This window comes from Victivallis sp., from assembly GCF_048170485.1.
In the GTDB taxonomy this organism is placed as follows: domain Bacteria; phylum Verrucomicrobiota; class Lentisphaeria; order Victivallales; family Victivallaceae; genus Victivallis.
On the sequence record NZ_DBEXAY010000254.1, the window covers coordinates 1 to 18,589 of the forward strand.

Consider the following 18,589-nt stretch of genomic DNA (forward strand, 5'->3'; position numbering starts at 1 on the left):
TCAAACTATGTTGTTTTTTGCCCTTCTAAAACTCTTTCATTCACGGTATAATATGACCAGACGGAATCCCGTAAAACAGCGGAAGGAGAGAACATCCATGACGAGAAAATCGTTCCACCACATGGCGGCAGTTTTCCATTCATTCACTCTGATCGAACTCCTCATCGTGATTGCGATCATAGCGATTCTCGCCGCGATGCTGCTGCCGGCGCTGAATAAAGCACGGGACCGGGCCAAAAGCATCAGCTGTACCAACAATCTCAAACAACAGGGACTTGCCTTCGCACTTTATGCCGGGGATCACTCGGATATACTTCCTCCTGCCGACTACAATATCGGCAAAGGTTCCGTCATGCAGTGGCCCCGTTCTCTCATGGGACCCAATCTTCTGGCAGACAACGACTGGGATGATACTGAGGGCATGATACAGGGTAAATACCTCTCTATCCATCAGTTTCTCTGTCCTGCCCAGACCGGACAATTCAATCTCACCGGAACAGGCAGCGGCAGCGACTGGTGGATTCAGAAACCGCACTATGGAATCAGCTGGTATTACCGACTTCTTCAGCGCTATCGCCCGGAGCCGCAGAGTGACAGTGGAATCACCCGCTTCAATCAGGTTAAACACCCGTCTGAAAAAGTCCTCTTGTTCGACATTCAGGCAACTGATACTTCCGGAAACTGGATCGAGACCGGTTATTGGCGCTGGCTCAAAAACCAGACCTCCCGCGGCGATCAGTATGGAGAACTCTCCATGCGTCACGGAAACAGCCTCAATGTTCTTTTCGCCGCCGGAAACGTCTCCTCCGCGCCGTTCGTTTCCGGCGCCCTGCCGTGGGTGGTCATTCCGCCACCGTTCAACGAAGTGAAAAATCTCTGGTACAATCAGTAAACAACTTTAAGGGAATCACGATTCATGCGCAACATTTTCCTCACCACATTTCTGGCTCTATCGGCATTCTCCGTCATGGCCATCCCCCTGCCCTCTTGGCTCGACGTCTCGAAAGACGGCTCCTTCCGAATTGAAAAGACGGTATTCCGTTTGATCAACTTCGGGCCGTCGTACTCCATTGATACGCTTCAAGCCCCCCGCCAGGAACGGAAAGAAGAAGCGATTCTCTTCTCCGGCCGTTTCCGAAACGCCGCCTTCCGAGCCGAATTTCTGCCCCGGTCTGCTGATGCATTCAGTTATCGCGCGAAACTCACCGCAGACTCGAAACCGGTCGAACTTTTCGGTCTGTTTCTGGAGTTCCGCATCTCCGGCGCAGTCCGCACCGTTACGATCGACGGTAAACCGTTCCTTCTCCCGGAAAAACCGGAAAAAGAACGAATCGAAGTCATCACCAAACGTAAATGCAGCCAGGTCACCATTCCGCTCGACAGCGGCGCCCGTCTCTCCGTTTCAGGAAAAAGTGAATTGAAAATCCGGGACAACCGCCCATCCGGCATGGACACCTTTTCCGTTCGCCTCTATTTCCAGCCGTCAACCGGGTTCAGAGAGAAAACAGCGCTGTCCCTTCTGCTCCGTCTGCAACCACTGCAGGGAACGCCGATCGACCTGATTCGCGCGGCCAACATCGGCTTTGCCGACGAATTTCCCGGAGACGGAAAAGGCGGATGGACCGATCAGGGGCCGCACAACGATCTGCGCAGCTTCACACTCCGGACCCTTCCGGTCGGCGGCACCCGGTTCCGGATCATTGATCCGGCAAAGAACAACGGAAAAGCGGCAATCGGACTCGGAAGAAATTTTCCGCGGGAAGTTTCACTGCCCGTCTCCGGCTGTGGCAGTCACCTCCTCGTACTCCACGCTACCGGCTGGACTCGACCGGAAAAGGCGGGAGAATTCGAAGTTCTTTTCGCTGACGGTTCCATTCAGCGGATTGCCGTTATCTCAAACCGCGATGTCGGCAACTGGTGGAATCCGGATCATCTCCCCAACGGAGTCGTGGTCTGGCGAGGAGATAACCGCAATGCGGGAATCGGACTCTACTTTTCGCAGTTCAAACTCGACCGAGATGATCCGGTCAAGATGACGCTCCGCGGCGTCCGGAATCAATACTGGCTGATTCCTGCCCTTACTCTCGCCGACGGTGCGATTCCGCTTCAGGGCAACGACCGCCCGGTCGTCATCACCGAAGAGAAAGAATGGATCCGGCTGAACACCTCCCGAACGATCAAGCCGGGCTCTCCGCTGGACTTCTCCGGCATGCTCGACGCGCCCGCAGGCAAATACGGCCGGGTCGTCGTCGCGCCGGACGGCCATTTCACTTTCGAAAAGGCACCGGAAAAACGGATTCGTTTCGTCGGCGTGAACCTCTGCAATCGTGCACAGTTTCTCTCTCACAAGGAGAGTGATGAACTCGCAGAACGACTGGCGCGGCACGGCTACAACGCGATCCGCCTCCACCATCACGACAACCTTCTCGTGAAAAAAGAGGCGCCGGATTCGCTGACCATCGATCCGGAGATGCTCGACCGGCTGGAATACCTCTTCGCCGCCTGCCGCAAACGGGGAATCTACATCACGACCGACGTCTTCGTCAGCCGCAGATTGAAAGCGGGCGACAACATTCCGGAATGGGTTCCGAACGGGAAAGGATATCAGATGAAGGCGCTGCTGCCGATCAGCCGCGCGGCGATGGAGAACTGGAAGGAGTTCGCCCGCCGCTGGCTCGGCCACCGCAATCCCTACACCGGCATGACCTGGGCGGAGGACCCGGCGCTCTATATCGTGAGCTTCACCAATGAAAACAATCTCGACGCCAAACTTTCCGTGGAACCGGGTATCGCCGAACAATACCGCAGACGGTATCCCCAATGGCTGGCCCGGCACCATCCGGGAGAAAAACCGGGAAATACAGGGCCGACAGACCGCCGCTTCCAGGAATTTCTCTACACGCTTCAGCATGAGAGCATTCTGGAGCAGGCGAAGTTCCTCAAAGAGGAGCTCGGTCTCAAGGCGCTGCGCACCGACCTCAACATGCACAACAAGATTCCACTGGCGCTCAGCCGCGAAGAACTCGACACGGTCGATGACCATAAGTATCAGGATCATCCGCGTTTCCCGATCAACCCATGGAAACTGCCCGGCCTCTACCGTCAGCGTTCCAGTATCAGTGACCTCGGCAACGAGGTGCCGGAACAGCTTTTCGTCGCGCGCCTCTTCGGGAAACCGTTCAGCATCACCGAATACAAGTTCTGCGTTCCCAACCAGTTCCGCTCCGAAGGCGGGCCGGTGATCGGCGGATACGCCGCATTGCAGAACTGGGATGCACTCTATCAGTTCGCCTGGTCGCACAACGACCGGAACATCCGGCAGGATATGCCCATCAGTACTTTTGACTTTGCCAACGAGCCGCTGGCCCAGCTCTCCGACCGGCTGGTGATGCTGCTTTTCCGCCGCGGCGACGTGTCGCCTTCGAAGGAGCGTTTCGCCTGGAACGTGCCGAAGAACTTCTGGAACTCCGACATGCCGCTGGAGTATCCGCTCGACTTCAGCCGCCTCGGGCTGATCGCCGGAATCGGAACCGTGGTCGACAACCGGCAAGTTCCCGGCGTTCAGGTCATTTCGGCAAACGCGGCGGCGGGGAAAGCTCCCCTCCCCGACCGAAAGATTCAGGCGCTCCGGCAGACGCTGCTCCGGACCGGAGTCGCAGAGAGTTCCACCGGAGAGCTCCGGCTCGACTCCCGGAAAAACACGCTGGCGATTCAAACACCGCGCACCCTGAGCGCCACTCTCGCCTCCGGCAATCTCACTGCAGGAGCGTTGACGGTGAGACAGGTTACCTACCCCACAACGGTGAGTGTAAGCTCGCTCGATGACGCTCCGGTCGCCCGCAGCAGCAAACTCCTGCTCTTCCACCTGACCGACGTGCTCGACAGCGGAACCACCTTCAAAGGGGAAAAAAGACAATATCTGCTCAAATGGGGCAAACTCCCGCACCTCGTCCGCCGCGCCCCGGCGAAGGTTTCGCTCAAGCTCGACGGCGAAGCGACGCCGAAAGTGGAAGCACTCCGGCTCGACGGAACGGTCTGCGGCGTGGTCAAATCCTCTTTCCGCAACGGCACACTCTCCTTCACCGCCGATCCCGGAAGCTTCCCCGGCGGCGTCATGGTCTACTGGATCACCCGCGGAACGCAGCAGGAGAACTGATTCCATGCGAAACGCGTTTCTGCTGAAACTCCGCCCCGGCTGTGCCGAAGAGTATCGCCGCCGCCACGCCGCAATCTGGCCGGATATGCTCCGCGCCCTGCGAAACGCCGGCGTGGCGAACTACACCATCTGGCTGGATTCCCGAAGCGGCACGCTCTTCGCGCAGCGCATCGTTGCGGCCCCGGAACGACTCGACGCGTTGCGCCGCGATCCGGTATTCCAGCGCTGGCAGGAATCCATGGCCGAACTGCTCGAACCGGATCCGGACGGTTGCGGACCGGTCACGGTTCCGCTGGAAGAGTTGTTCCATCTGGATTAAGCGCCATCCCCCATTCTATTTGCAAGTCATTGACAGAAAAATGAGAAAAGAAGATTCCCCGGTTCTCCTCGAACAGATTCCCGTCGGCACCGCCTGGGCCGGCCACAAAGTGAACTTTGCCCTCCTGACCACGCCGCCCCGGCAGTATGCAGGGTACTACAACGCCGAACGGCAACTGGTCATCGCCACCCGCACTCTCCCCTCCCCCGACTGGGAGTACCGCAAACTTGACACTGCAGTCGGCTGGGACTCGCACAACACGATTCAGCTCTTCTGCGACTCGACCGGATGTCTGCACATCGCGGCGAACATGCACGCCTCGCCTCTCCTCTATTTTCAGATGAAGCGGCCACACGATCTTGCCTCGATCGAGCAGGTTGGCTCCCTGATCGGGAACTGCGAAGAACGCTGTACCTACCCGCGCTTTCTCACGGGTCCAGCGGGGGAGATGATCTTTCACTATCGATACGGTGCAAGCGGTTGCGGCAATGAAATCTACAACGTCTACGACGCGCAAACCGGGCGCTGGTCCCGCCTGCTCGATCAGCCGCTCACCTCCGGCAACGGCAGGATGAACGCCTACTTCTTCGGTCCGGTCGCCGGTCCGGACGGCTTCTACCACCTCGCCTGGGTCTGGCGGGACAACGGCGACTGCGCCACCAACCACGATCTCTGCTACGCCCGCAGCCGCGATCTGCGCCACTGGGAAAATTCGGCGGGCACGCCCCTTTCCCTGCCGATGACCAGCGATTCCCCCGGAATCGTCGTCCTTCCGACGGCGCCCCGCGGCAGCGGCCTCATCAACATGTGCGGCAGCATCGGCTTCGACGGCGGGAAACGGCCGATTCTCTCCTTTCACCTGTACGACCGCGACGGCGCGAGCCGCATCTTCACCCTCCGTCTGAATCCGGACGGCCAGCATCAGCTCGTTCCACACGGGAACTGGCCGAAGGCGGAACGGTGGGAGTTCTCCGGCGGCGGTTCAATCCGGCAGATGGTATTTGCGCCGCCGGTCCGGTTCCAGCCGGACGGCACGCTCCTGCAGGATTTTGAATTCGTCGGGCGGAAATCCGGCTGCTGGCTGCTCGATCCAGTGACGCTCAAGACGCGCGAAACCCTCCCGCCACGCACCACCTGTCCAGCCGGACTGCAGACGATGGAGCAGTCCTTCCCCGGCCTCATCCGGAACTGGCTCCCGGATGCCGGATGTTCCGGCGAACCGGGGGTGAGCTGGTTTCTCCGCTGGGAGACGCTCCCGGCCAACCGCGACCAGCCCCGGCAACCGCCGCTGCCGGAACCGACCCGGCTCACCGTCTGCAAGGTAAAACTGCCCGAATAAGCTCCTGCACAATCAATTCCGGAGGGGATCCAGCGCCGGCGGCAGAGCGAACACCACATCGCCGACACCACGGAACTCGCAATCCTTCAGAGAGTAAGGCAGGAAAAAGGCATCGCCGCGATGAAGTTCCAGCGTTCCAGCGGAATCGGTGAGTTCGAGATCCCCCGCAGTCACCACACCGGCCCGGTGACGATTCTCCCGGTTGAAGAAGCGGTATGTTCCGCGACAACGGAGAAGCTGAACCTCGAAATACCGGGCAATCCGCCCGGGAATGATGCGGGAGAGTGATTCATCCATCCTCTCTGGCTCCGGCGTGCAACGGGCGCGCAGCGCCGCCTCCGTTTCAGAGACGAAGTCGAAACTCTTCAGGGCATCCAGCGGCTCGGCGCCGCTCCAGCGTTCCGCGTCGGAGAGCCGCTGGGTTCCACAGAAGAACTCCGGCTGAACCACCAGGTCACTCGGCTCCATCACCTCGATCAGTGTGACGCCGCAACCGATCGCATGCGGCGTGCCGCCGGGCACGATGAAGCAGTCGCCGGGGCGGACCGCCAGTTTGTGCAGCATCCCCTGCCCCGTGGGGAACGCTCCAGCCAGTGCTTCGCGACAGAAACGCTCCCGATCCAGCCGCTCGTTGAATCCGAAGAGCAGGTAGGGAGCTTCCCCCTCGACCTCGCGGGTCGAAATCACATACCACGCCTCGGTCTTGCCAAACTCCGAATGAAAGTACCGCCGGGCGTCCGGCACGCTCGGGTGAACCTGAATCGGCAGCCGCTCGGCGGCGTCGAGAATCTTCATCAGCAACGCGGCATTTGCGCCATACTTCGCCGCATGTTCCCGCCCCAGCGTCTCCTCCGGATTGGCCGCGAGCCAGTCGCCGAACAGCATCTCCCGACCCGCCGCCGCCACCCGGCTCAGCCCCTGCTCCGCCGCCGGATACTGCGGGTTGTTCGCCGGGGAAGTCGAAGCGATCCAGTCCTCGGGGAAATGGCCGTCCTCCGCCCTCTCCGCCCGCCGGAGCAGATCGATGCCGCTCCCTCCGCGATAGACCCGCCACACCCGGTTCGGCAGAAATTTCACAGCTCCGGTCATCTTCCTTTTCCTCTCTTTTTTCAAAATCTCGGTTGAATTTTATTTGTATTATAGTATAATATAATATAACAAATAAAAAAAACAAGCATCCCCCGCAACGTCCAGAGAGGAGAGAGCCATGAAAAATCGTGCGGAACTCTACGCATCGGGAATCGACAAACTGCTGAAATACAAATTCGCGCAGAAGCGGATGACCGGCTGGTTCGAATACCAGGAGCTGAAGATGGAGGTTCGCCGGAAGTTCGCGAATCCCGACGCGCCGGAACATCAGCCCGCCATCCTCTGCGAATGCATCCGGCGCATGAAACTCTCCATTCCGGCTGGAAGCGTGATCGCCGGCACGCAGGATGACGCATTCAGCCCGAGCTACGCGCTGATCAATCCGGCCTTCCAGGTGGAGACCTTCGCCGGATACTGCGACCCGGTCGCCATCTACGACGATCTCGAACCCGACGCGGAATTCCCGCGCGAACGGGTGGAAAAGGTCCGCCGCTACTACCGTGAAACGCCGTTCGTCAAAGCGCTGGAACAGGTCTACGCCCGCACCGGAAAACTCACGCAGGAGGTCGCCTTCTTCGTCGAACCGGTGACCGGCCACACCATTCCGGACCTTCGCCCGATCCTCGCACACGGCATCGAAACGCTCCCCTTCGCCCCGGAAGCGAAAGGAATCCGCGCCTCGCTGGAGGCGGCGGAGATCCTCGCCGGGCGCTACGCCGAACTGGCGGAAAAACTCCAGCAGGAGCGCGCCGCCGATCCGGATGAAGTGCTCCGGCTCAAAGGCATCGCCGCCGCCTGTTCGCACGTGCCGGCACAGGGTGCACGCAATCTGCACGAAGCCATTCAGAGCGCGGCACTGCTCTGGCAGGTGATGACCCTCGAACAGGCCCCCAACCCCTACGCCTTCTCGGTGGGCAACCTCGACCGGATCCTCGCGCCCTATCTCAAGGACACGCCGGCGGATGAGGCGGTTCAGCTGGTCCGCAGTTTCCTCGCCTTCCTGATGGTCGGGGAACGGTGCTGGGCGATTTCGCAGAACATCATGGTCGGCGGTCGCGATGAAAAGGGCAACGACCTCACGTCAGCCATGTCGTACCATGTGCTAGAAGCGTTCCGCATCTCCAACAATCCCCAGCCCGCACTGTCGGTGAAACTCCACCGGGGCACCCCGGAACAGCTCTATCAGGCGATGGGCAATTTCTTCTTCACGCCCGGCCACTCGACGCCATCGCTCTTCAACGACGACATGATGTTCCGCATCCTCGAGCGCAAGGGTATCGCTCCGGCCGACATGCCGGATTACTCGATCGCCGGCTGTCAGGAGCCGCTCATCATGGGCAAAGAGAGCGCCAACACCACCAACAGCTGGCTCAATCTGGCCAAGGTGCTGGAGCTGACGCTCAACGACGGCTGTTCCCTGCTCTCCGGCGCGAAACTCGCCCGGAACACGCAGGAGCTCGGCTACGCCTCGCACGAAGCGCTGCTGGCCGATCTCGAAACGGCGTTCTTCCGCCAGCTGGAGTGGATCTTAAAGCAGATGGAACAGGCCGCCAACGGTTGCACGGAAGCGATTGCGTTGCAGGCGGTCCCCTTCACTTCAGCGCTGATGGAGGGGCTCAAGAGCGGGTACGACATGCGCGACGCGCATCACCCGGGGGTGACCTACCATGCCAGCGGCTGTCTGATCCACGGCCTCAGCGTCGTTACCGACTCGCTGGTCGCAGTCCGTCACGGCCTTGCGGAACGAGCCGGCTTCGCGCAAGAACTGCTCGAAGCGCTGCGGAAAAACTTCTCCGGCGCCGAATCGTTCCGCGCCTATCTGCAGGGGCTGCCGAAATATGGCAACGACGATTCCGAACCGGATGAGCTTGCGGTACAGCTGGCGCACCGCGTCAGCGATCTGGTTCACGCGCTCCGCAATCCGGCGGGCAGCCCCTTCCTGCCGGACTTCTCCACGCCGAGCACCCATCTCCTGTACGGCTACCATGTGGGAGCGACGCCGGACGGGCGGCCGGCGCGGGAGATGCTCGGGTACGGCATCGACCCGCGGCGCGAAAGCGCGCACAGCGGCAGAATCGATCAGCTTCTGAGCGAACGGAAGATCAACTTCGGCGATTTCCTCGGCGGCTACGCTTCGCACCTCGGCATCTCGCCGGAGGTGTTCCGCAACGGCCGGGACATTCCGGAGAAGATGAAGATTTTCACCGAAAAGATCATCAAACCGCTCTTCCGGTTCCATGACGAAGTGGAAAATTCCCCCTACTACGTCTATTTTAATATCGATTCGAAGCGGAATCTACGCAAGGTGCTCGCCGAACCGGAAAAATATGCCCCGAACGGCGTCTACATCATGCGGATTCACGGGACGTTTGTAAACTTTCTCGACCTTTCACCCGCCATCCAGAACGACATCATCGCCCGTCTGGATGCGGATGAAACCGTCGCGTAATCACAGCAGGACAGGATGATATGCAGCTCACGGAACAGATTTATCAAGCGTTGTTTCAAGCGGTTTTGACCGGTGAATTCCAGCCCGGGCAGCGCTTTCTGACCGAGCAGGAGGCGATGGAGCGCTTTCAGGCGAGCCGCATCACCATCCGCCGTGCATTCGCCCGGCTCGAAGAAAGTCACATCATCTCGCGCAAACCCAAGGTCGGCGGCATCGTCAACTCCACCTTTGCCGCCGCCGCCGGAGCGCTTCAGACCGTGGGGATGCTCGTGCCGCTGGACGACCCCTTTGCCCGGAGTTTTCTCCACACCTTCTGCCGCGAAGCCGCCCGGCGCGACGTGATCACCGCGCTCGAACCCGCCGCCACCGGCGCCGAGCAGAATCGGGCGGTCATGCGGCTGGTGCTCCACGGCGTCCGCGATCTGGTGGTCTGGGGCATCGACCGAGAACTCGATTTCAACCTCTTTCTGCGGCTGCGGATTCTCGGGGTCAATCTGGTCTTCTTCGACCGGATTCACCCGGGAAAAATCGCCGATTACGTCGGGCTGGACAACGAAGCGGCGGTCCGCCTGCTGATCCGGCGGGCTGCGGCGGAGAAAATCCGGCACATCTTCTTCGCCGATCCCTGTGCGCTCGACATCGACACCAGCCGGGAACGGCGGGAGTTCTGCCGGAAGGCGTGTGCCGCACACCAGATCGACTTCACCGAAGGGGTTCCGGCCCCCCTCCCGCCCGGAAGCGCCATCTTCGCGGTCAACGACCCCGCCGCGCTCCGCTATCTCCACTGCGGAGTGCCGCTCTTCAGCATCGACGGCACCCCGGAAGCGCAGGCCGCCGGCATTGTCAGCTGCCGCCAGCCGATGGACAAACTGGCCAAAGCCTGTTTTCAGGCATTGCGGAACCAGCGGAAACAGGGCGAAACCTGGGTCGCTCACGATCACCGGATCGCCCCGGAGGAACCGAAGGGATGAGAATCTTCGACTCCGGTTACAGCAACGACTTCGACGGTCCGGGGACCCGGCTGGTCTTCTACCTCAAGGGATGCAACTTCCGCTGCGACTGGTGCGGCGCGCCGGAGAGTCTCTCCGCGGAACCGCAGACGCTCCATTATCCGGAGCGGACCGTCATCGCCGGGCGCGACCTCTCGCCGGAAGCCGTGCGGGACAAAGCCGTGGCGGCGCGGGATTTCATCTCCGGCGTCACCTTCGGCGGCGGCGAACCGACGCTCCAGAGCGCGGAACTGCTCACCGCCCTCGCCCTGCTCCGGGAAGCGGGAATCCATACCGCGCTGGAGAGCAACGCCTCCACCCCCGCCTACCGGGAGGCGGTTCTGGCGGCGGACTGGATCTTTTCGGACCTCAAAACGGCGAATGAGCAGATGTTTCAGACGAAAATTCACCCCGGTCCGGTCCGGCTGGAACAGGTGTTCGACAACCTCCGGTTCGCGGCGGAGCACAAGCCGGATTTCGTCCTCCGGATTCCGGTCATCTCCGGCGTAAACGATATTCCGGAAGAACAGGCCGCCCTGCTCGAAGTCTGCCGGGATCTGCAGGCCCGGCGGCCGTACGGACCGCTCCGGGTCCAACTGCTCCGCCAGCACCATATCGCCCTGCCCAAGTACCGCGCCCTCGGCGTGGACTACCCCTGTGAAGGGGCGACACCGCCGCCGCGGGAACTTCTCGAGCATTTCGCCGCTCTGCTGAACGAAAACAAGATGCAAGCAACTCTGTTTGGATGGTATCTATGAAAACCACTCTGGGAATCGATCTCGGCACCACCAAGGTTGCCGCCGTCCTCCTCCGGGAGGATCACACCACCTCCGCCGTCGCCTCCATGGCGCATGAAGCCGCCCTCCCCGCCGAACCCGGCGGCGCGGAACAGAATGTGGAGAAAATCTTCGACTGTGTCGCCGCGCTCCTCGCCCGGCTGCCCGCCGCGGAATTGCAGAACCTCTCCGCCATCGGCGTCACCGGGCAGATGCACTCGGTTCTGCTCGGCGGTCCGCTGGGAATCACGCCGCTCATCACCTGGCAGGATCACCGCTGCGGCGAGGAGCGGCTGCGCCGTTTCCACCAGCGTTCCAGCCTCTCCCTGCGGGAGGGGTTCGGCGGCGCCACACTCGCCCGGCTCGCGGAAGCGGGGAAACTCGACGGCTGGACCTTTGCCGCTCCGCTCGCCGACTATCTGGTCGCCCGCCTCACCGGCAACAGCCGCATCCTCAGCGACCCCACCCATGCGGCAAGCTGGGGCCTCTATGACGCCGCCGCGGGGGAGTGGAACTTCGCCGCCGCCGAAGCGCTGGGAATTCCCCGCACCCTTTTGCCGGAACTCCGCCCCTGCGGCTCCGCCGCCGGCAACGTCTCCCCGGAAGCCGCCGGGCGCTTCGGTCTGAAAGCCGGGACTCCGGTCATCGTCGCCATCGGCGACAACCAGGCTTCGATCCTCAGCTCCGGCGAAAATCCGGAAGAAAAACTCCATCTCACCCTCGGCACCGGCGCACAGCTTTCGCTGGTGACCGACAATCCGCCGGAACAATGTTCGGAGCGGATCGAAGCGCGCCCCTTCCCCGGGGGCCGCACCCTGCTGGTTGCGGCCCCTCTCTGCGGCGGCGCCGCCTTCGCCTGGCTGGCCGACACGGTCAACACCTTCCGCAAGGAGCTGGGGGAACCGGAACTCCCCCGCGGCGAACTGCTCGACCGACTCGACGCGCTCGCCCTGGCAGAGCTCCGGCGCGGAGAACCGGAGCTGACCGTCACCCCGAACTTTCTCGGCGAACGGTGGAATCCGGCTCTGCGCGGCGAAGTCAGCGGCCTCACCCTCACCAATGCGACGCCCGGCAGTCTCGGCGCGGCGCTGGCGCTCGGCATCGTCCGCAATCTCAAAGCGGGCTTCGCCCCGGAGCTCATCGCCGGGAAACGGGAGGTTATCGGCTCCGGGAACGCCGTCCGGCTGCTGAAAAGCATTCAGTGGGCAATCCGTCATGAGTTCGGCCTGCCGCTCCGCCTGCCGGATACCCGGGAAGAGGCGGCCACCGGAGCCGCGCTTCTGGCGCAGAACTGACTGGCCGGAGTGCGGATTCCCGTAAAATTCCGGGAACTTGCAGATGGACCATCGCTCCGCTCTTGTAATTTCACCGCAAGTCCGATATATTAATAGAATCGTCACGACGCCGGAATGTCGGCGCCGTCAGAAGAATCAGCAGATTCAACCGGAGCCGCATTTCCGAAAAAACCGGCTCCGGCTTTCTTTTCCGGAGAAATTTCAGTGGACATTTCAACCAGACATATCTGGCAGATCGCCTGGCCGGTTCTGGTCAGCGCGCTGATGCAGCATCTGATCGGCCTGGTCGACACCGCCTTTCTCGGCCGGGTCGGAGAAATCGAACTCGGCGCCGCCGCCATCGGCAGCATCTACTTTCTCGCGCTCTTCATGCTCGGATTCGGCTTCAGCATCGGCAGTCAGATCCTGATCGGGCAACGAAACGGAGCCCGCAAATTCCGCAGCATCGGCAGAATTTTCCTCTCTTCGGCCAGTTTTCTTCTGATGCTGGCGCTGGGGATCTGTCTGCTTTCCAAGCTTTTCACCCCCCGCCTGCTGCCGTTATTCATCCGCTCCGAGGCGGTCTGCGACGCCGCGCTGACCTATCTGGACTGGCGGATCTACGGGCTCTTCTTCTCCTTCGCCGGAGTCCTCTTCCGCGCCTTCTTCGTCGGCATCACCCGGACCCGGGTGCTGACCATCAACGCGCTGATCATGACTCTCAGCAACGTGGTGCTCAACTATCTTCTGATCTTCGGCAAGTTCGGCTGTCCGGAAATGGGAATTGCAGGGGCCGCCATCGCTTCGGTCGCGGCGGAAGCGATCTCTCTTCTCTTCTATCTCCTCTACGTCAAATTCCGGGTGAACACCGCACAGTACGGGCTGGCGGAAGCGAAGTTTTTCGATCGCCTGATCCTCCTGCGGGTCTTCAACATCTCGGTCTGGACGATGCTGCAGTCCTTCTTCGCAGTCGGCGTGTGGTTCTATTTCTTCGTCGTCATCGAGCACCTGGGCGAACGGCCGCTGGCCGTGGTCAACCTCGTCCGCAGCGTCTCATCGATCCTCTTCATGCTGATCAACGCGTTTGCGGTAACCGCAAGCAGTCTGGCCAGCAACCTGATCGGCGCCGGCGAGAGCCAACGCATTCCCGGCCTCACCTGGAAGGTGACCGGCATCGCCTACGCGGCGCTGCTGCCGCCGCTGCTCTTCTCGGTGATCTTCCCCGAACTGGTGCTGCGCATCTATACCGACAATCCCGAACTCATCGCGGCCTCCTGCTCCACGCTCTACGTCATGGCGGTCGGGCACATGCTGCAGGCTCCCGCCAACGTCTGGTTCAACGTGGTTTCCGGCGTCGGGAAAACCCGCGCCGCACTCGGAATCGAACTCTTCACCCTGCTGGTCTACACCATCGCCGTCTATATCATCGGCCAGCTGCTGCGCCTGAACGTGGCCTGGTGCTGGACAACCGAAATTCTCTATCCGGCGGTCATCCTGGCACTCTCCTTCGGCTATCTCAAACGCTGTCTGCGGCAGGGGAAAAATCTCGAGGTCTGAACCGCCCGGAGCCGGATACAGAAAGAAAAACGGACGGAAGCACCTGTGCCGCCGTCCGTTTTTTCTTTTCCGGAATTTTCCGTTATCTGCCTAGTTTGCGCAGATACTTGCGATAGGCATCCTCATTCATCATATCGTCCAGCTCGGAGCTGTCGAAGTTGATCAGCCGGCAGAGCCAGCCCTTCTCCTCCGGAGACTCATTGATCAGCCCCGGCTCGTCTACCAGCGCCTCGTTGACCTGCGAAACCGTGCCGCTGATCGGCGAATAGATATCGGAAGAACTGTTGACCGATTCCACCTCGCCGAGACGGTCGCCGATGATGAAGTCATCCTCCTCCTCCGGCAGTTCGACATAGGTGATGTCGCCGAGTTCGTCGGCGGCGTATTCGGAAATACCGACGGTCGCCTCATCGCCGACAATTTCAACCCATTCGTGGTCTTCGGTGTAATACTTCATTCGTTTCTTCCTCTATCTGATGTTCTCCCCGGGGATACAAATGTTCCGCCCGGTCAGCATGGTTTGTCTGCTTCCGCAGTAATGAATCACAAATCATATAAAAATCAAGCTGGATTGCGCGATTTTTCCGAAAAATTCCCGAAATCAGCCGTGAAACGCGATCATGCACACCAGTCCGGCGATGCCGATCAGCAGCAGGATCCCGGAAAAGACCGTCCCGAGAATGGAAAAAAGTTTTTTGGAATTCTTCTCGCAGATTCCTCCGATTCCAAGTCCGAGCGGCACGATCGACGCGAAGAGCGCCCCCATCATGAAGCAGACCGGCAGCAGCATCTCCGGCCCCGGCGCCGCCCCGTGAGGCGAATGCCGCTGCGTCTCCAGCGTCAGCGAAACACAGATGCAGAACGAGACGAAAAAGACCACGCCCAGCAGAATGCTCAACACGAACGAAACAATCCCGACCCGGGAGTGCTTCTCCGGCGGAAGTTCGACACCATCCAATTCAGGAAAAATCTCAGTCATTTTTTCTCCTTGCCTTCCATCCCCGTTGCTGTTTCATACAATAACACCACTCCGGCGTTCCTGCAACCGGAAGAGAGTGGATTTCATCCGCGCCGGCGCTCGCAAGCGGTGACCGCGTTGCTCATGAGCATCGCAATCGTCATCGGCCCGACACCGCCGGGAACCGGCGTGATCGCCCCGGCCACCTCCACCGCCTCGGCAAAATTGACGTCGCCGACCAGACGGTTCTTCCCTGTCGCCGGATCCGGAATCCGGTTGATCCCGACGTCGACCACCGCCGCGCCCGGCTTGATCATGTCGCCCCGGACGAATTCCGGCTTGCCGATTGCGGCGATCAGAATGTCCGCGTCACGGGTGTATTTTGCAATGTCCGGCGTGGCGGAGTGGACGACCGTCACCGTCGCATTGGCCCCCTTCGCCTTCTGCATCAACATCGCCGCCAGCGGCTTGCCGACGATGTTCGAACGGCCGATCACCACCGCGTGGCGGCCGGAGGTCTCGATGCCGGAGCGCTCCAGCAGCACCAGAATGCCGCGGGGGGTGCAGGGTTGAAATCCATCCTTTTTGCCGATCAGCAGCCGGCCAACGTTCCGCTCGTGGAAGCAGTCGACATCCTTCTCCGGGTCGATCGCGGCGATTACCTTTTCCTCATCGATCTGCTTCGGCGGCGGCGACTGCACGAGAATGCCGTCGATTTTCGAATCGGCGTTCAGTTCGGCGATCAGGGCAAGCACCTGCTCCATCGTCGCGTCGGCGGGGAGCACCCGTTTCTCCGAATAGATGCCAAGCTCGGCGCACTTCTTCACCTTGGAATTGACGTAGACCTGCGATGCGGGATCGTCGCCGATCAGCACCACCGCCAGTCCGGGCGTACACCCCTTCGCCTTCAACGCTTCCACCCGGCGCGCGGTCTCCTCGTTGACCTGCCGGGCAATCTCCTTGCCGTCGATAATTTTCGCCGCCATGACACCCTCGAAACAGTAAATTTTTGATTTGGTTTGATTCTGCTGCAAAAGATACCACAGAAACACGCCGTTTTCAAGGCGCAGTCGGAAAAGTGAACGAAAACTGCGCCTCTGCGGCAACGGTTCCCGGACTGGCGCTTTTCCGTTCGCGGTGATATAGTATACAGTGAATGTTGTAAGATGGGAGAGTGATGCGATGAAGAAGAGTTCCCGAACCGATACCGCCCCGCTGGAATTCCGGCATATCCGCTCCCCGCTGGGGGAAATCACACTTGCCGGGCGGGGAGAGTTCCTGACCGGGGTGGAATTCCTTGATCAAACTCCCTCCGCCCTTCCCGCGGAAAGCGGACACACCGGCTCCTCCCTGTCGGTGCTGAAAGCGGCGGAACAGTGGCTCGAACGCTATTTCGAGGGGGAGGATCCGGGCGAAACGCCGCCGATTCATCTGACCGGCACCCCTTTCCGCCTCGCCGTCTGGGAACAGCTGCGCCGCATTCCGCGCGGGGAAACCACCACCTATGGAGCCATCGCCGCCGAACTCGCCCGGCAGCTGGGAATCCCGCGCATGTCGGCGCAGGCGGTCGGCGGTGCGGTCGGTCACAATCCGGTCGGCATCCTGATTCCCTGCCACCGGGTGGTCGGCAGCGACGGGAACCTGACCGGATTCGCGAGCGGACTCCGGCGGAAGTTCCGGCTTCTCGCGCTGGAAGGGCTTGACATGTCGCGCTACCCCCTCCCCCCGCCGCGCGGCGGCAGCGATCTGCGGCAAATTCCCGGCGTAGGGCCGAACATCGAACAGGATCTCTTCCGCATCGGCATCCGGCGGATTGCCGACCTCGCGGGAGAGGATCCGGAACAACTCTACCGGGACGACTGCGCGGTCAAAAGGTTTCAGGAGGACCGCTGCCAGCTCTACGTCTTCCGGCTCGCCGTCTACTTTGCGGAGCATCCGCACCCCGAGCCGGAAAAACTCCGCTGGTCCTGGTGGAAGGATCACCGGCAATAGGTCAGGCGAGGCCGCAGAAACGGCACAACGCCTCGAAGCGCTCCGCCGGGCCGGGGCCGAACTTCGCCATCGAATGCCGGATTCGTTCGAGGGATTTCTCCTGCATGTCGCCGGATTTGGAGAAGAACTTGTCGGCGAGACAGACCAGTTTTTCCGCAGGCGTCTCCGGCAGATAGTCCCGTTCCGGAATCGGCAGCTGCTGGCGACGCACCTCCTCGGCGGTGATGCCGCTGCCGGTGTGCCGCTCACAGATCCGGGCGAAGGGCTCCAGAAGCTCCTCCATGCCGCGGGCGGCGCCGTATTCGCGCAGCATCCGCGCCCCGATGATGCCGTGGGCGAGATAGGGCTCGCTCCCGGTGCAGAGAATCTTCGGCGCGTGACAGTGAACGATGCCGATGTCATGCAGCATCGCTCCGGCGGCAACCAGAGCGGGATCCACCTCCCCGCGCAACGGAGAGTGTTCCAGCAGAGAGAGCGCCTTCTCCCGCACCTGCGTGCTGTGCTTGAGCAGAAGCCGCCGGAGCGGGGTATCCTCCGGGTAGAAGAACCGGAGGATCTCCAGCGGCTCGATCCGCGTCGTCTCAGAGCCGGACAAGTTCATACTCCCGGACGCCGAGGCCGATCTTCTCGGCGTGTTCGAGCTGGATTCTCCAGTTGGTCGAAGGCGAAACGTCATGGAAGTGGTCGCCTGTGTGAACGGCGCTCTCCGCGAGCAGCGAACCGGGATTCGGCGTACAGCGGTTGACCGCGTCCGCGCAGGCCTGGTCCAGCGCCACCGGGTCAAACGAGGCGAACATGCCGACGTCGGGCACGATCGGGGCGTCGTTCTCCGGATGGCAGTCGCAGAACGGCGAAACATCCATCACAATGCTGATGTGGAAATTGGGCCAGCCGTGCACCACGGCGAGAGCATATTCGGCCATCTTCTTGTCGATCAGCCCCTCCTTCTGCCCCCAGGAGGGCTGGATCGCATCTTTCGGGCAGACACCGATGCAGCGGCCGCAGCCGACACAGCGGGAGTGATCGATCTCCGCCTTTCCGTCGCGGAAAGTCGGCGCATTGTGTGCGCAGATGCGGGCGCAGGCGTGACAGCCGATGCAGAGCGAGCGATCCACCGTGGGTTTGCCGTCGCAGTGCTGCTCCATCTTCCCGGCGCGGGAACCGCACCCCATGCCGAGATTCTTGATCGCGCCGCCGAATCCGGTCATTTCATGCCCCTTGAAGTGATTGAGCGAAAGGATGATATCGGCGTCCATGATGGCGCGCCCGATCTTCGCTTCGTGCACCAGTTCCCCGTTCGGCACCGGCACGGCAACATCGTCGGTCCCCTTGAGGCCGTCACCGATGATGACGTGACAGCCGGTCGCATAGGGGGAAAATCCGTTGAGATAGGCGGTCTCGATATGTTCAAGAGCGTGTTTCCGGGAGCCGACGTAGAGGGTGTTGCAGTCGGTGAGGAAGGGGCGGCCGCCGCGCTTCTTGATCTCATCCGCGACGGTGCGGGCGAAGTTGGGGCGCAGGAACGAGAGGTTGCCCGCCTCGCCGAAGTGAATTTTAATCGCGGCGAAGCGATCCTGGAAATCGATCGAATCGATTCCGGCCCGTTTGATCAGTGCGGCGAGTTTCTGCTGGAGGTTCTGCCCTTCCGGACGAACCCGCATATCGGTGAAATAGACTTTTGCTTTTTCCAT

General features: G+C 61.2%; 16 protein-coding genes. 10 read left to right on the plus strand and 6 right to left on the minus strand.

Annotated elements, in window-relative coordinates; genetic code table 11:
- Positions 1–97: 97 nt before the first annotated feature.
- Genes ACMLHG_RS13150 through ACMLHG_RS13165 form a run of 4 tightly spaced genes read left to right on the plus strand, consistent with a single transcriptional unit; the run spans position 98 to position 5,814 of the window.
- Complete coding sequence (locus ACMLHG_RS13150; protein ID WP_294436345.1) at positions 98–892, plus strand: prepilin-type N-terminal cleavage/methylation domain-containing protein; 795 nt, start codon at positions 98–100, stop codon at positions 890–892.
- A gap of 24 nt (positions 893–916) precedes the next feature.
- Entirely contained in the window at positions 917–4,156 is a 3,240-nt protein-coding gene (locus ACMLHG_RS13155; RefSeq protein WP_417170781.1) for a hypothetical protein, read from the plus strand.
- 4 nt (positions 4,157–4,160) lie between these two features.
- A complete protein-coding gene (locus ACMLHG_RS13160; RefSeq protein WP_295810394.1) occupies positions 4,161–4,475 on the plus strand; it encodes an L-rhamnose mutarotase in 315 nt (104 codons plus the stop codon).
- 40 nt (positions 4,476–4,515) lie between these two features.
- On the plus strand, positions 4,516–5,814 hold the full coding sequence (locus ACMLHG_RS13165) for a BNR repeat-containing protein (RefSeq protein ID WP_417170782.1): 1,299 nt from the start codon (positions 4,516–4,518) through the stop codon (positions 5,812–5,814).
- Between the two features lie 12 nt (positions 5,815–5,826).
- Here the strand turns inward: ACMLHG_RS13165 and ACMLHG_RS13170 are convergent, their stop codons facing one another.
- Positions 5,827–6,903, minus strand: a complete 1,077-nt coding sequence (locus tag ACMLHG_RS13170; protein ID WP_417170783.1) for a class I mannose-6-phosphate isomerase — start codon at positions 6,901–6,903, stop codon at positions 5,827–5,829.
- Between the two features lie 118 nt (positions 6,904–7,021).
- Here ACMLHG_RS13170 and ACMLHG_RS13175 point away from each other — a divergent pair, with 118 nt between their 5' ends.
- The 5 genes from ACMLHG_RS13175 to ACMLHG_RS13195 all read left to right on the plus strand — a co-directional run bounded on the left by ACMLHG_RS13175 (position 7,022) and on the right by ACMLHG_RS13195 (position 13,948).
- Entirely contained in the window at positions 7,022–9,352 is a 2,331-nt protein-coding gene (locus tag ACMLHG_RS13175; RefSeq protein WP_417170784.1) for a pyruvate formate lyase family protein, read from the plus strand.
- Between the two features lie 20 nt (positions 9,353–9,372).
- Positions 9,373–10,323 carry a GntR family transcriptional regulator gene (locus ACMLHG_RS13180; protein ID WP_294436339.1) on the plus strand — a complete coding sequence of 317 codons (951 nt, stop codon included), beginning with the start codon at positions 9,373–9,375 and terminating at the stop codon, positions 10,321–10,323.
- Complete coding sequence (locus ACMLHG_RS13185; RefSeq protein WP_417170785.1) at positions 10,320–11,099, plus strand: radical SAM protein; 780 nt, start codon at positions 10,320–10,322, stop codon at positions 11,097–11,099. Before ACMLHG_RS13180 ends, ACMLHG_RS13185 begins: the two co-directional genes overlap by 4 nt.
- Positions 11,096–12,412, plus strand: a complete 1,317-nt coding sequence (locus ACMLHG_RS13190) for a sedoheptulokinase (protein ID WP_295810377.1) — start codon at positions 11,096–11,098, stop codon at positions 12,410–12,412. The genes ACMLHG_RS13185 and ACMLHG_RS13190 overlap by 4 nt, the downstream gene beginning before the upstream one ends.
- 204 nt (positions 12,413–12,616) lie before the next feature.
- On the plus strand, positions 12,617–13,948 hold the full coding sequence (locus ACMLHG_RS13195) for an MATE family efflux transporter (protein WP_417170786.1): 1,332 nt from the start codon (positions 12,617–12,619) through the stop codon (positions 13,946–13,948).
- An 82-nt stretch (positions 13,949–14,030) separates the two neighbouring features.
- Here the strand turns inward: ACMLHG_RS13195 and gcvH are convergent, their stop codons facing one another.
- The 3 genes from gcvH to folD all read right to left on the minus strand — a co-directional run bounded on the left by gcvH (position 14,031) and on the right by folD (position 15,892).
- Complete coding sequence (gene gcvH / locus ACMLHG_RS13200) at positions 14,031–14,405, minus strand: glycine cleavage system protein GcvH (protein ID WP_417170787.1); 375 nt, start codon at positions 14,403–14,405, stop codon at positions 14,031–14,033.
- A 144-nt stretch (positions 14,406–14,549) separates the two neighbouring features.
- Positions 14,550–14,927 (minus strand): hypothetical protein, encoded by a 378-nt coding sequence (locus tag ACMLHG_RS13205; RefSeq protein ID WP_294436334.1) that lies wholly within the window; start codon positions 14,925–14,927, stop codon positions 14,550–14,552.
- Positions 14,928–15,010: 83 nt separating this feature from the next.
- Positions 15,011–15,892 carry a bifunctional methylenetetrahydrofolate dehydrogenase/methenyltetrahydrofolate cyclohydrolase FolD gene (gene folD, locus ACMLHG_RS13210; protein WP_294436333.1) on the minus strand — a complete coding sequence of 294 codons (882 nt, stop codon included), beginning with the start codon at positions 15,890–15,892 and terminating at the stop codon, positions 15,011–15,013.
- A gap of 196 nt (positions 15,893–16,088) precedes the next feature.
- Here folD and ACMLHG_RS13215 point away from each other — a divergent pair, with 196 nt between their 5' ends.
- Entirely contained in the window at positions 16,089–16,898 is an 810-nt protein-coding gene (locus tag ACMLHG_RS13215) for a methylated-DNA--[protein]-cysteine S-methyltransferase (protein ID WP_417170788.1), read from the plus strand.
- 1 nt (position 16,899) lies between these two features.
- Here ACMLHG_RS13215 and ACMLHG_RS13220 read toward each other — a convergent pair whose 3' ends face one another.
- Both ACMLHG_RS13220 and ACMLHG_RS13225 read right to left on the minus strand, forming a co-directional pair.
- Positions 16,900–17,493: an HD domain-containing protein gene (locus ACMLHG_RS13220; protein ID WP_417170789.1), complete on the minus strand. Its 594-nt coding sequence runs from the start codon at positions 17,491–17,493 to the stop codon at positions 16,900–16,902.
- Entirely contained in the window at positions 17,480–18,589 is a 1,110-nt protein-coding gene (locus ACMLHG_RS13225) for a DUF362 domain-containing protein (RefSeq protein WP_417170790.1), read from the minus strand. The genes ACMLHG_RS13220 and ACMLHG_RS13225 overlap by 14 nt, the downstream gene beginning before the upstream one ends.

Coding starts and splice junctions, on each gene's coding strand:
- ACMLHG_RS13175 (WP_417170784.1), top strand. CDS start 7,022: ATGAAAAATCGTGCGGAACTCTACGCATCGGGAATCGACAAACTGCTG.
- gcvH (WP_417170787.1), bottom strand. CDS start 14,405: ATGAAGTATTACACCGAAGACCACGAATGGGTTGAAATTGTCGGCGAT.
- ACMLHG_RS13155 (WP_417170781.1), top strand. CDS start 917: ATGCGCAACATTTTCCTCACCACATTTCTGGCTCTATCGGCATTCTCC.
- ACMLHG_RS13225 (WP_417170790.1), bottom strand. CDS start 18,589: ATGGAAAAAGCAAAAGTCTATTTCACCGATATGCGGGTTCGTCCGGAA.
- ACMLHG_RS13185 (WP_417170785.1), top strand. CDS start 10,320: ATGAGAATCTTCGACTCCGGTTACAGCAACGACTTCGACGGTCCGGGG.
- ACMLHG_RS13165 (WP_417170782.1), top strand. CDS start 4,516: ATGAGAAAAGAAGATTCCCCGGTTCTCCTCGAACAGATTCCCGTCGGC.
- ACMLHG_RS13205 (WP_294436334.1), bottom strand. CDS start 14,927: ATGACTGAGATTTTTCCTGAATTGGATGGTGTCGAACTTCCGCCGGAG.
- ACMLHG_RS13160 (WP_295810394.1), top strand. CDS start 4,161: ATGCGAAACGCGTTTCTGCTGAAACTCCGCCCCGGCTGTGCCGAAGAG.
- ACMLHG_RS13215 (WP_417170788.1), top strand. CDS start 16,089: ATGAAGAAGAGTTCCCGAACCGATACCGCCCCGCTGGAATTCCGGCAT.
- ACMLHG_RS13180 (WP_294436339.1), top strand. CDS start 9,373: ATGCAGCTCACGGAACAGATTTATCAAGCGTTGTTTCAAGCGGTTTTG.
- ACMLHG_RS13150 (WP_294436345.1), top strand. CDS start 98: ATGACGAGAAAATCGTTCCACCACATGGCGGCAGTTTTCCATTCATTC.
- ACMLHG_RS13170 (WP_417170783.1), bottom strand. CDS start 6,903: ATGACCGGAGCTGTGAAATTTCTGCCGAACCGGGTGTGGCGGGTCTAT.
- ACMLHG_RS13190 (WP_295810377.1), top strand. CDS start 11,096: ATGAAAACCACTCTGGGAATCGATCTCGGCACCACCAAGGTTGCCGCC.
- folD (WP_294436333.1), bottom strand. CDS start 15,892: ATGGCGGCGAAAATTATCGACGGCAAGGAGATTGCCCGGCAGGTCAAC.